The following is a 12759-nucleotide window of genomic DNA, read 5'->3' on the forward strand; positions in this document are numbered from 1 at the left end:
TGCTCGCTCCCACATTGATTGCGTTTAACTAATCTGCATCAGGGCCTGAGCCAGATCGGCACGCAGGTCTTCGACATCCTCAACCCCCACTGACAAACGCACCAGCGCATCGCCGATGCCGAGTTGTGCCCGGGTTTCGACGGGGATGCTGGCATGGGTCATGATCGCCGGGTGCTCGATCAGGCTTTCCACCCCGCCCAGGCTCTCGGCCAGGGCGAAGATCTGCACACTCTCAAGGAAACGCCTGGCACCCGCCAGGTCGCAGTTCAAATCGAGGGAAATCATTCCGCCGAATCCTCGCATCTGCCGCCGCGCCAGTTCGTGCTGTGGGTGCGATGGCAGGCCCGGATAGTAAACGCGCGCCACCTGCGGCTGACGCTCCAGCCATTGCGCCAGCTCCAGCGCGTTGCTGCAGTGGCGTTCCATGCGCAATGCCAGGGTCTTCACCCCGCGTAATGTGAGAAAAGCGTCGAACGGCCCGGCGATAGCCCCCACCGCGTTCTGCAGAAAACCCAGCCGCTCGGCCAGTTCTGCGTTTTGCCCGACTACCGCGATGCCGCCGATCACGTCGGAGTGACCGTTCAGGTACTTGGTCGTCGAGTGCAGCACGATATCGAAACCCAACTCCAACGGCCGCTGTATCCACGGACTGGCGAAGGTATTGTCGGCCACACAGATGATGCCCCGCTGACGACAGATACGCGCGACGGCGGCGAGATCCGTGAGGCTCAGTAAAGGATTGCTCGGCGTCTCGACCCAGACCATCCGCGTGTCGTCCTGCAGCGCCGCTTCGAAGGCCGCCAGATCGGTCAGATCGACAAAACTGAAACGATGCCCGGCACTGCGCCGTCGCACCTTGTCGAACAGCCGGAATGTACCGCCGTAAAGGTCATTGCCGGAGACGACATGGGCGCCGACGTCGAGCAGCTCGAGGACGTTGGCGATCGCCGCCAGCCCGGAAGCGAAGGCGAAGGCCCGAGTGCCGCCCTCGAGATCCGCCACGCAACGCTCCAAGGCGAAGCGCGTCGGATTGTGCGAACGCCCGTAGTCGAACCCCTTGTGCACACCGGGGCTCTGTTGCAGATAGGTGGAGTTGGCGTAGATCGGCGGCATCAGCGCCCCGGTGGAAGGGTCCGGTGTCTGTCCGGCATGGATCACACGGGTGGCAAAGGCACGTGGTTTGGCGGTTTCATCGTGCTGACTCATGCCAGGGATCTCCGCAAGTGATTGAGCATGTCGACGCGAGTAATCAGGCCGTGGAAGCCCGAAGTGTCGGCGATGATCGCCACCAACCCACGATCGAGCACCGCCTCCAGCTCAGCAAGACTGGCGCCGGGAGGCAGGGTTTCGAGCTTGTCGGTCATCGCGCTGGTCACGGTCATGCGAAAGTGCGTAGCGTCTTCGTGCACGCCAAACAGAATATCGGACTCGTCGATGACCCCGACCAGCCGCTGCCCGTCCACTAGCACCGGCAGTTGCGAAACATCCGCCAGGCGCATGCGCTGGAACGCGGTGAGCAGCGTATCGTCCGGCCCCACGCTGACCACCCTGCCATCCTCGAAGCGCCGCGCAATCAGATCACGCAAATCGCCGTAGCGCTTGCGCGCCAGCAGCCCTTGGTCGTTCATCCACTGGTCGTTATAGACCTTCGACAGGTAACGGGTGCCGGTGTCGCAGACGAAACTGACCACCCGCTTCGGCTCGGTTTGTTCGCGGCAGTAACGCAGCGCCGCCGCCAGTAACGTGCCGGTCGAAGACCCGCCAAGAATCCCTTCGGCGCGCAGCAGTTGGCGGGCATGATCGAAGCTTTCCTCGTCGCTGATCGAATAAGCCTTACGCACGCTGGACAGGTCGGCAATCGACGGAATGAAATCTTCGCCAATGCCCTCCACCGCCCAGGAGCCAGGCGTACCGAGGGTGCCGCTGCGACTGTATTCGGCCATCACCGAGCCGACCGGATCGGCCAGCACCATTTCCAGGTTCGGTTGTACACGCTGAAAGAAACGGGTCAGCCCGGTCAACGTGCCGGCCGAACCGACGCCGACAACGATGGCATCCACATCATGCTGAGTCTGCGCCCAGATCTCCGGAGCGGTACTGCACTCGTGGGCCAGCGGGTTGGCCGGGTTGTTGAACTGATCGGCGAAGAAGGCGTCGGGAATGTCCCGCGCCAACCGCGCAGCGACGTCCTGGTAATAATCGGGATGACCTTTGCCGACATCGGAACGGGTGATATGCACCTCGGCGCCCATGGCCTTGAGGTGCAGAACCTTCTCGGTGGACATCTTGTCCGGCACCACCAACACCACCCGATAACCCTTGGCCCGGCCGACCAGGGCCAGGCCCAAACCGGTGTTGCCGGCAGTGGCCTCGACGATGGTGCCACCGGGTCTCAGGCGGCCATCGCGCTCGGCGGTGTCAATCATCGCCAGGCCGATGCGGTCCTTGATCGAGCCGCCGGGGTTCTGTGATTCGAGTTTGAGAAACAGTGTGCATGGGCCGGTATCGAAGCGGCTGATACGCACCAGCGGCGTATTGCCGATCAGTTCGAGCACGGCGGGACGGGAGTCATTCGGCATGTCGTCACCTCGCTGCATGTATCCGCACTGGATGGACAGCGACCTGCGGCGAATCATTGCGCGCCAGTCGCAAGCAAAGCCTCGCTTTGGACCATAGGCCGGGATTGCGCCCCCCGCAACTTTTCGCAGCCAGTCGGTACCTCTTCAGCCATGCCTGCCTTTGTGGCGAGCGAGCTTGCTCGCGCTGGGTCGCGTAGCGGCCCCAAAAATTCGGCAAGCGCCCATTTTTTTGTGAGTGCTACGCACTCAAGCGGGAGCAAGCTCCCTCGCCACAGGTTTTCTGCTCAAGACTCTCTGAATGGTCAGGCAGACACTTTTCCCTGACGGTGATCAGCGAAGAACGCCTTGCCCTTGCCGATCCGGTCGGAGGCCTTGGGCATATTCGCAGCCGAGGTATCCTGGCCATCGACATACCAGTAGCAATGGCTCACGGCCCGAGTGATGCCCACGTAGGCCAGCCGCAAGATCTCGTCTTTCTGTGCACTGTCGTAAGCTTCGCTGTCGCCGGCCTTGCCGAGTCCGGCCATGCGATAGACCTGGTTCTTGTAGGGTGAACTGGTCAGGTGCTGGCAATCGCCCAGCAGAAATACCGCATCAGCCTGCAGGCCCTTGGCGCTGTGATAGGTCAGTTGTTTGAGCCGTCGAGCGTCGTACGGCAAGCTCGAATCCACATTAACTACAGACTGAATATTCTCTTCAATCAATGACTTATCGCTGCTTTTTCGATAAAGCATCAAGATTGAATCACCCTTTCTATAGTGCTCGATCAGGCGCTGGGCCATGCCTTGGTCATCCCGGTCGAGAATATTCACTGGCAGCAGCGCCTTGGGTTCACCGCTGGCCTTGGCTTTCTTGCCAGCGATCGCCGGAGCCGCGCGGACAATATGCTCCGCCGCGTCGATGATGTGCTGATGGCTACGGTAGTTGTCACTGAGCATCACTTTGGTCGTGCTCGGCGACGGGAATTCCTTGTTGAACTCCATGAAGTAAGTCGGCGAACTGCCACGCCAGCCATAGATGGACTGCCAGTCATCACCGACACAAAGCAATGACGAACGTTGCGCGCCGCGCCCCACATGCATGGCCGGTCCGCGACTGCGGATTTCCCCCAGGCTGGCGCGAATCCACGAAACGATCTGCGGTGATACGTCCTGAAACTCGTCAATCATCAAGTGCGACATGGGCCTGAGCAGCTCATCGCTCAGCAGCTTGAGATTCTCCGGTGAATGTTCACTGAACAAGGCGAACATCCGGTTGTAGGTCATCACCGGCGGCGATTGATCCAGCAGATGATCTTCCAGCGCCCGCCAGAACAGGCTCAACGCCTCGAAGAAGAACCGGTCTGGGTCATCCTTGGCGAAACTCATCTGGCCCACGGCATTCGGCACATCCAGGCCGAGGTTTTCAATAAACCCGGCCGCCGCAACAAAACAGTCCAGCAACGGCGCGGAACCGAGCTCGCCCTTGACCTTGTAATCGAAGCCCGGCCCGGCGCTGGCGTCCCCGGCAAGGGATGCCAAAACACGCTTTGAAGACTCATAACTATCCAGCCATATCAAAGGCTTACGACAGAAAGCTTGAAACAGGGTGCGCTTTACAGCCCACTCTGCGCGCACCGAAAGTTTGGCATTCGGCCGGCTGACCTGAGGGTTTTCCCGAGGATCGAACCCCAGCACCACCCAGGCATCCAGCGTCGGAATGTAGCCGTGGCAATGAAAGGTCGAGCCGTTGATGTCGAAGGTCTGACGATTCGGTTCGATGCCCTTGATCGGCCAGGCGCCGGCGCGAAACCACAAGTCCTCGATTGTGTCGCACAGTTCTTCATCGCGCTTGGCGGCGAGTTCAGTCACCGCCATGCGCTTCTGCACGTCCGGGTGATCACGCTCCAGCTCCTTGAGCTGCAAGGCATGACGAGACAAAGGCTTGATCAACTCGCGGAAACGCTCATCGCGGGCGTGCAGGCTGTGATAGCAGGCGTTGAGTTGCTGGCGCTGGGCATCGTTGATGCGCAGGTCGAAGGGGTTGCTGTCGACCTCCTCATCGCCGCCTTGCACGCGGTGACTGAGGTTTTCGAAGGCTTGCAGCCGCTCGAAACCCGGCAGGCTGCGAACCATCGGCAGGATGCGCGAATGGAACGTGCGCACCAGATCGCGCGCTTCTTTAAAGCTGATTCCCCGGCCCCAGACTGCAAACAGTTCGATCAGCTTATTGATGAAGTCCTTGCGCGATTCGCGGGTGAAGGTCACCACGGTCATCGAGCTCAATTCAAACCCCAGGTAATGGCTGAGCAGCAGAATTCGCAACACCAGGGTAGTCGATTTGCCCGCCCCCGCCCCGGCGATCACCGAGGTCGACGGTGTGTCGCTGAAAATCATCTTCCATTGGGCAGCGCTCGGCTGAGCATGCGCGGGCAACAGCCGCGCCACGTCGGCCTTCATGCGCTTCTTCAGCTCTGCACTCAATGGCAGGCGCCAATCGTCGAACAGATTGTCATCGACGTTGGGCGGTCGATGTTCAGTTGAGCGTGAGTCGCGAATCAACAGAACCTGCCGACCTTCCTCCAGCCCCTCGAGTTTGCCTTCCTTATAGCCGTAATCCACCCCGGCGCTGTGACCGCTGCGAAAACCGTCGGCTTGCCCGTGCAGCCAGGATGCACGGTGTTGCGCGCGCAGACGGGTAAGGCCGTGGCCAAAGAACCGGGCGGCCAGGCGCTTGAACAAAGGCATCTCAGCCAAAGGGCGAAGTTCGGGAGGAAGATCGGGGGTGTGTTGCGGCACGCGGACGGACTCCAGGGTGTGAGGCTGTTGAGGGCTATGGTGTCTGCATTTGCCGCTGAGTTCTAGTGAAATGCTTACAGGTCATTGGCTTATGCGATGAAGTGAAGGCTGGATGAGAATGTTTCGAAGTTATTTGATATCAACTAATTCGATTGTATTGAGGCATTTTTTACGCTTTTTATCGATTGGTGCCTGATAGATCATGCTCGCCATCAACCACCGGTTCTCGTCTGTGGCTCAGGCGCTCTGCCCCATGACGAACCTTTTCAGGAGACGATCATGCTTGAACTCAGACCCTTCAATTCGCTGGGCGGCGCGCACCATGGCTGGTTGGATGCCCATCACCACTTTTCGTTCGCCGAGTACCACGACCCCAAACGCATGAACTGGGGCAACCTGCGGGTATGGAACGACGATGTGATTGCCCCCGGCACCGGGTTCCCGAAACACCCACACCGGGATATGGAAATCATCACCTACGTTCGTGAAGGCGCAATTACTCACCAGGACAACCTCGGTAACAAGGGCCGCACCGAAGCGGGCGACGTTCAGGTCATGAGTGCTGGCACCGGGATCGCTCACAGTGAGTACAACCTGGAAGCGACCGAAACCCGGATCTTTCAGATCTGGATCATCCCCAACGAAGCCGGTTCGGCCCCGTCGTGGGGCGCCAAGCCATTCCCCAAAGGCGAACGCGAAGGTTTTGTGACCCTGGCCAGCGGCAAGGCCGGCGACGATCAAAGCCTGCACATTCGCGCCGATGCGCGCTTGGTAGCGGCGAATCTGAAGGCCGGGGAGTCTGCGGAGTATCACCTGGACAGCGGCCGTCGGGCTTATCTGGTTCCAGCCACTGGGGCCATTGAAGTCAATGGCTTGCGTGCACAAGCTCGAGACGGGGTTGCGATTGTCGATGAGCAGGTGTTGCGCGTGACGGCGATTGAGGACAGTGAGATTGTGTTGGTGGATGTGGCTTGATGCGGTAAATGCGAAAAAAAAGGGGCGACCGTTGATGGTTGCCCCTTTTTTCTTAAATGTTAGTGACTGCACTGACGCCATCGCGGGCAAGCCCGCGATGGGGCCCTCAATCACTTCGCAGAAATCGCGCCATCCACCAGTGTCTGAGCTTCCGCCACCAACTGCTTGAGGTGGTCGTCACTGACAAAGCTTTCCGCGTAGATCTTGTAGATGTCCTCAGTGCCCGACGGCCGCGCCGCGAACCAACCGTTCTCGGTCATGACTTTCAGACCGCCGATGGCCTGGTCGTTGCCCGGTGCATGGCTGAGGATGCTCTGGATCGCTTCGCCCGCCAGTTGAGTGGAGGTGACCTGGTCTGGCGACAATTTGCTCAGCAGCGCTTTCTGCTCAGGATTGGCCTTGGCATCGACCCGTACCGAGAACGGTTCGCCCAGTTCATCAGTCAACGCGCGATAAGCCTGACTTGGGTCATGCCCCGTGCGGGCAGTCATTTCAGCCGCCAGCAGCGCCGGAATCAAGCCATCCTTGTCGGTGCACCAGACACTGCCGTCCTTACGCAGGAACGACGCGCCGGCGCTTTCTTCGCCACCAAATCCGAGGGAGCCGTCGAACAGGCCGTCGGCAAACCATTTGAAGCCAACCGGCACTTCGTACAGACGGCGGCCCAGGCGTTTGGCGACGCGATCGATCAAGCCACTGCTGACCACGGTTTTACCCACGGCCGCATCGGCGCGCCACAGCGGACGGTTCTGGAACAGGTAATCGATCGACACCGCAAGGTAGCTGTTGGGTGCCAGCAAACCACCGGACGGGGTCACGATGCCATGGCGGTCGTGGTCCGGGTCACAGGCAAAGGCCACGTCGAAACGCTCTTTCAGACCGATCAAACCTTGCATGGCGTGGCTGGATGATGGATCCATACGAATCTGCCCGTCCCAATCGACGGTCATGAAACGGAATGTCGCATCAACCTGTTTATTCACCACCTCCAGGTCCAGGCGGTAATGCTCGGCAATCGCCGACCAGTAGCGCACCCCTGCTCCGCCCAGCGGATCGACACCCAGACGCAGCTTCGCATCGCGGATGGCGTCGAAGTCGATCACGTTGATCAGGTCAGCGACATAGGTGTTGAGGTAATCGTGACGATGGGTGGTGCTGGCCTTCAGGGCCTGCTCGTAGCTGATGCGTTTGACGCCGGCGAGTTTGGCCGCCAGCAGCTCGTTGGCCTTGGCTTCGATCCACTTGGTGATGTGGGTATCGGCCGGGCCGCCGTTGGTAGGGTTGTACTTGTAGCCACCGCTTTGTGGCGGGTTGTGAGACGGGGTGATGACGATGCCGTCTGCCAGGCCCGAAGTTCGACCACGGTTGTAGCAAAGAATCGCGTGGGAAATGGCCGGCGTCGGCGTGTACTCGTCGCCTTCGGCGATCATCACCGTCACGCCGTTTGCCGCCAGGACTTCCAGGGCGCTGGCACCGGCTGGCGTGGACAGCGCGTGGGTGTCGATCCCGACGAACAATGGACCGTCAATGCCCTGGGCTTCGCGGTACAGGCAGATCGCCTGGCTGATGGCCAGAACGTGCCATTCGTTGAAACTCAGATCGAACGAGCTACCTCGGTGTCCGGACGTGCCAAAGGCGACGCGCTGGGTAGAAATGGCTGCATCGGGCTGGCCGGTGTAATAGGCCGTTACCAGTCGCGGGATGTCGACCAACAGTTCTGCCGGTGCCGGTTTGCCCGCAAAAGGACTGAGTGTCATGCAAAACCTCTGAGAAAGAGTGGTTCGGGAATAGAGCGCAGTTTACTGACAGTTTGCTCCGGGCGCGACGTTATCAATTGTCAGGTACCGAGGAGGGTTTGCGCCTCGGCTCAGTCGATCGATTCCAGGCGCAAGGCATCCGCCAACAGACCCAATGCATCGGCGAGGTCGTGGTGACCACCGAAGGTGTGACTCAGGCGCAAGTGCTGCCCGTGCAGGCCCTGCAGGCTGAACAGCTCCCCCGGCGCAATCACCACATGCTGCTTGAGCAAACGCTCGAACACTCGACGCACATCGACCTGGCGCAACGAACGAATCCAGATTGTCGCCCCGCCCCGGGGCTCAACGAAGTGCAACGCATCGGGCAGACGCTCTTCCAGCAACCGAGTCATCTGCACCATGCGTTCCTTGAGCAGTCGACGCAACACCAGCAGGTGTTGATCAATGCGTCCGTTGCTGTACAGCCGTGCAATGGCTTTCTGACGAATCAGCGACAAGCGAAACGCGCGCAGCAGAAAGTGCCGTTGCAATTCGGCGCGCAGCTGTCGCGACAGCAGATAGCCGAAGGGCGCCTCCGACCCGATGATTTTCTCGAATGTGGAGAACACGATCAGCCGATCCGGGTCCAGCAGATCACGAAACCGCAGGCCGCTCGGCTCGAATTCGAGCTCGCCGTAACAATCGTTTTCCAGCACCCAACTGCCGTGTCGCTCCAGCAACTGTGCGGTGATTTGCCTGTTGCTGTCAGGCGCCACACTGCCCCGGGGCATATTCAGCCTCGATGAAAGCATCACCAGTCGCACCTGCTCAGTCTCAAGCAGCTGCTTCAACTGCTCAGGATCCAGGCCGCCATGGGCTTGCAGCGGCAGCTCGACCACCTGCACGTCCGCGTCTTGAAACAGGCGCAAAATAGCCCAGTCGCACGGTGATTCGACCACCACCACAGCATCCTTAAGGCCAAGGACAGCGATCAATATTTCCAGTACGCCACGCAGATCGGCGCCGATATAGACATCATCAGCATGCCAGCAACGGGTCGGCGAAGTGGTGTAGCGCGCCGCCAGGGCTGTGCGCAGCTCCAGCTCGCCGCAGGGTTGCGAAGACGGTTGCGGCTGGCGCGGATACTGGCGCAGCAGTTCTCTCTCCAGTAACAGCAACGGGCTATCCAGGGGTTGTAATAACGCCGGTTCATCGGCGCTCAGCACCAGCATGCCGGGACGCCTGGCGTTGACGTAAACCGTTTCGAGCAGGTCCTTGCCGCTACCGGGCATGCCGATTGAGGACACGGGGAGTGCGTAGTAGCCTGATTTGGCCACTGAATAGACGCGCCCTTCCTTTTCCAACAGCGAATAAGCGTACTGAATGGTCGAGATCGACACACTCAGGCGGTGCGCCAACTGCCGCAATGAAGGCAGGCGCACTTGCATGTCACTGCCCGGCTCATTGATCAGGTTAGTCAGGTAACGGTACACCGCCTGGTACGCAAAATCGGTATCTCGTGGTCCTTTCATGGGTAATGGCCGAACAGACTACGAACGTCGTGACGCATCCTTGCCGGATCCGTCGAACCAGTCACTTTCACCGGCCCGTCGACCATTCGCCAGACACAGTCGTTTCACTGCCAGGCTCCACGACTTCAGCTTGCCCACCCACCTCGACGCTTTCCAGGCCGAGAGCCCTGCCCTCATCCCGAACCACCGGCCCCATGCGGTAAAGCGTACTGATAAGACTCACGGGCAACCCGCTGACATCGACCATCCATTGCAGAACCTGCTCGGGAGCCGGGCCTCCCTGCATCGCCCGGTGCAAGTCCGGCAACGCCACGAGCATGCCGGGATGGCACTGACGCAGAAAATGCTCAAGCGCCGCGCCGTTATCGACAAACGGGGCAAACAGTAGACACACCAGTTGAGCCTCGCTCAAACCGAGGCTCTTTTGTGTTTCAGCCGATGCCAATGCGCGCTGATCGGTCATCGTCATCGGGTTGCCGAAGGTTTCCATGGCCTGTTCGCAAAAGCGCTCTGGAACATGTTTGCGGCGCATCATCACCAGCGCCCGCTGCAGGTACTCGCCAATGCCATCCTCGTAGCTTCGACCCTGTACAAAGCACGCTTGCAAGCCACGAAGATGCGCGGATATCGACAAGCTGACGTAGCCGTTATCACTGAGCTGAGCCGACAACTCGTCAGGTTGAAACCCGAGAAAATCGGTGAGCAGTGGCCAGCGCTCTTCCAGGTTGCTGACCAGCATGTCGTGAATATCGATGAAGGTCGTGCGGCGACACGCTTCAAAACGTTCGGCGGGACGCCACGCCGCCTGGGCAGACTCAGGATAAAACTCGCGGTAGCAATCACTGCCCAATTCATCGAGTCGCGCGAACAGCCCCTCGTAGCCCGTTTCGTGACGGTCCGGCGCCTTGAGCCCGGCCTTGGCCGCCGCACGATTCAACCCCTCGAGAAACTGCTTCTGTCGACGGGGTGTATCGCTACTGATCAATGCGTCGACACCCTGGTCCCAACGGGCGATTTGTCCGTAAAACTCGCCGGTCGCCAGATACCCGTCATCCCACAGATCAAGCGGCCCGTCCCAGACACGGCGGTGCCCGACCATCAGCAGATTGAGCCGATTCGACTCACGACCGGCTTCGGAGATCGGCGCCAGATGATTGAACGGCAGGACTTCGCGATTATCGACCATCAACACTTCGACCCGGGGATCGTCGTAGAGAAACAATGCACTGCAGCTGCGATGGATGTTTTCCAAGGCTGTCGAGGCCGCACCGTTCAAGCGCAAGGTCGCCACTCGCAGCTGAAACGTCGCCGGTGCCCGGCCGGCAATACTCAGCTGCGCGGCACGCAGTAGCGCCAGGGTGTAGCAGCTGTCGCGGGACCCGGACTGGATCGACAGCACCTTGTAATCGCCGATACGCTCCAAACCTCCTGCGGACATCACCAGGCGCTGAATCAGCAATTGCAATGCCGTGCGCTCGGCGCGAGAGAAAAAACCCAGCAAGCGCTGCAGCATTTGCTGATAAACATAGTTCATTGCCTGATCATGGGTAGCGGTCATCATTATTTACCTGTGACTCAAAAGTGCGATGCCACGCAAGTAACGAGGTGTATTGCGCAACAGGTTGTTTGTCATGAATGGAGTGCCGGTGCTGTTATTCAAATGCTAGCACTTAAGCATTGTGTAATTATTTGAAATGATTGAACGCCACGGGTAACCCAGGGAGACCTATATCGGCGCGAGACCCCGCAGAGCGGGCACCTTGGGCTCCCGCGGGTTTTCCTAGGAAATTTCCGACAGCGTCCCACAGACACTTAGCACAAGAAATAAAGAAAGAAGTTGCCCACGAATGTAAGACAACTGAGCGACGCCGCATTATTTGTTGAGCATATATTGCCGGCGCGCATTGAGGAGCTTCAGCCTGATACTCGGCCATGACTCTTTCCTTGAGATGAAAGTAATCATTCAATTATCAGGGCTTACATAATGATTAGAAGATACAGATCGAGAGCAAAAACCAGTTCAGTTGCTGAACCGGCCCACCGACAGATCGATGGCACGTCTCATTTGGGAGTGACTGCCAGCAGAAGAGTCCGTATTCGCACGGACTCTTGGCAGAGGAAGGGCTCAGGCAGGCTCGACCTGAAGGGCGACCCGTTCGCGGCATGGGCATTCGTCCATGTAGCGGTGTGCTTCGACAAACTCTGAAAACGGGAAGACCCGGGTTTTGAGCGGCAGCAGCACGCGGTCTGCGGTCAACTGGTTGATGTCGCGCAGGGCACGCTGCAATGCGACCTGGTCCTGAATGATGCCCAGTTCCGGCTTGCCGGTGAAGTTACCGATGCAGTGCACGAAAAACTGAATGTTCTTCTGGAACGCCGCGCAGGCCGGGAACGGCGTCTGGTTACCTCCTTGCAGGCCATAGAGCACCAGGCTGCCCCGAGGGGCGAGCACATCGCCGAGCAGCGACATCTGCGGCCCGCCAAGGCCATCGAACACCACATCGACGCCGCGGTTATCGGTAATTTTGTTGATCCGCATCAGCAGATCTTCTTCTTCGGTAACGATGACTTTCTCGGCGCCCAGAGACAGCAGGTATTCACGCTCATCCGCGGTTTTGGTCGCAGCAATCACCCGCACACCAAGGGCTTTGCCCAGTTGCACGAACGATGGCCCGGCACAGTGGCTGGCGTCGGTCACCAGAGCGAATTGCCCGGGTTTGACTCGCGCCAGGTCGGCGTAGGCAAAATAAGCGATCAATAGCGGCGTGTAGTGCACGCTGGCTTCGATCGGGCTGAGCACGTCCGGGTAGCGGGTCAGCGCCGTGCGTGGCAGAACGATCTGTTCGCCGTAAACCGGGTAGTCGTTGGGGCTCTCGGCCGGGAAGCTGGCGACCTTGTCACCAACGGCCAAATCATCGACGCCTTCGCCGACCATAGTGACCACACCAGCCATTTCATGACCCAGGCCAGAAGGCAGACGAGCATGGGACGAAGCCAGGTTCTGGCGCCAGAGAATGTCATACCAGCTGATGCCTATCGCTTCGACGCGCACCTGCACTTCGCCCGGCGCAGGCAGAGCGGCCGCATGCTCTTCGCATTTGAGCACCTCGGCTGGACCAAACTTGTGAAAACGGATCGTGCGGGACATCGCAAACCTCGT

General features: G+C 59.5%; 8 protein-coding genes. 1 reads left to right on the plus strand and 7 read right to left on the minus strand.

Going from position 1 to position 12759, the window contains the following annotated elements; genetic code table 11:
* Positions 1-24: 24 nt before the first annotated feature.
* From AB7M26_RS21530 to AB7M26_RS21540, 3 genes are all read right to left on the minus strand, one after another.
* Complete coding sequence (locus tag AB7M26_RS21530; protein ID WP_123494655.1) at positions 25-1206, minus strand: cystathionine gamma-synthase; 1182 nt, start codon at positions 1204-1206, stop codon at positions 25-27.
* A complete protein-coding gene (locus tag AB7M26_RS21535) occupies positions 1203-2579 on the minus strand; it encodes a pyridoxal-phosphate dependent enzyme (RefSeq protein ID WP_008069858.1) in 1377 nt (458 codons plus the stop codon). The genes AB7M26_RS21530 and AB7M26_RS21535 overlap by 4 nt, the downstream gene beginning before the upstream one ends.
* 302 nt (positions 2580-2881) lie before the next feature.
* Positions 2882-5356, minus strand: a complete 2475-nt coding sequence (locus AB7M26_RS21540; protein WP_429386128.1) for a UvrD-helicase domain-containing protein — start codon at positions 5354-5356, stop codon at positions 2882-2884.
* A 279-nt stretch (positions 5357-5635) separates the two neighbouring features.
* On the opposite strand from AB7M26_RS21540, the gene AB7M26_RS21545 reads away from it, so the two are divergent.
* Complete coding sequence (locus tag AB7M26_RS21545) at positions 5636-6331, plus strand: pirin family protein (protein ID WP_429386131.1); 696 nt, start codon at positions 5636-5638, stop codon at positions 6329-6331.
* A gap of 110 nt (positions 6332-6441) precedes the next feature.
* Here AB7M26_RS21545 and pgm read toward each other — a convergent pair whose 3' ends face one another.
* The 4 genes from pgm to AB7M26_RS21565 all read right to left on the minus strand — a co-directional run bounded on the left by pgm (position 6442) and on the right by AB7M26_RS21565 (position 12747).
* Positions 6442-8088 carry a phosphoglucomutase (alpha-D-glucose-1,6-bisphosphate-dependent) gene (pgm, locus tag AB7M26_RS21550; protein WP_429386133.1) on the minus strand — a complete coding sequence of 549 codons (1647 nt, stop codon included), beginning with the start codon at positions 8086-8088 and terminating at the stop codon, positions 6442-6444.
* Between the two features lie 110 nt (positions 8089-8198).
* Entirely contained in the window at positions 8199-9599 is a 1401-nt protein-coding gene (locus AB7M26_RS21555) for an aminotransferase-like domain-containing protein (protein WP_218394909.1), read from the minus strand.
* 67 nt (positions 9600-9666) lie between these two features.
* On the minus strand, positions 9667-11157 hold the full coding sequence (locus AB7M26_RS21560; protein WP_429386136.1) for a hypothetical protein: 1491 nt from the start codon (positions 11155-11157) through the stop codon (positions 9667-9669).
* Positions 11158-11724: 567 nt separating this feature from the next.
* Positions 11725-12747: a zinc-dependent alcohol dehydrogenase family protein gene (locus tag AB7M26_RS21565; RefSeq protein WP_192344712.1), complete on the minus strand. Its 1023-nt coding sequence runs from the start codon at positions 12745-12747 to the stop codon at positions 11725-11727.
* Positions 12748-12759 lie beyond the last annotated feature (12 nt).

Source organism: Pseudomonas sp. F-14 TE3482 (genome assembly GCF_053629455.1).

What these genes read in the sequence shown, in the direction of transcription:
- AB7M26_RS21530 (WP_123494655.1), bottom strand. Translation starts at nt 1,206, where the DNA reads ATGAGTCAGCACGATGAAACCGCCAAACCACGTGCCTTTGCCACCCGT.
- AB7M26_RS21535 (WP_008069858.1), bottom strand. Translation starts at nt 2,579, where the DNA reads ATGCCGAATGACTCCCGTCCCGCCGTGCTCGAACTGATCGGCAATACG.
- AB7M26_RS21545 (WP_429386131.1), top strand. Translation starts at nt 5,636, where the DNA reads ATGCTTGAACTCAGACCCTTCAATTCGCTGGGCGGCGCGCACCATGGC.
- pgm (WP_429386133.1), bottom strand. Translation starts at nt 8,088, where the DNA reads ATGACACTCAGTCCTTTTGCGGGCAAACCGGCACCGGCAGAACTGTTG.
- AB7M26_RS21555 (WP_218394909.1), bottom strand. Translation starts at nt 9,599, where the DNA reads ATGAAAGGACCACGAGATACCGATTTTGCGTACCAGGCGGTGTACCGT.
- AB7M26_RS21560 (WP_429386136.1), bottom strand. Translation starts at nt 11,157, where the DNA reads ATGACCGCTACCCATGATCAGGCAATGAACTATGTTTATCAGCAAATG.
- AB7M26_RS21565 (WP_192344712.1), bottom strand. Translation starts at nt 12,747, where the DNA reads ATGTCCCGCACGATCCGTTTTCACAAGTTTGGTCCAGCCGAGGTGCTC.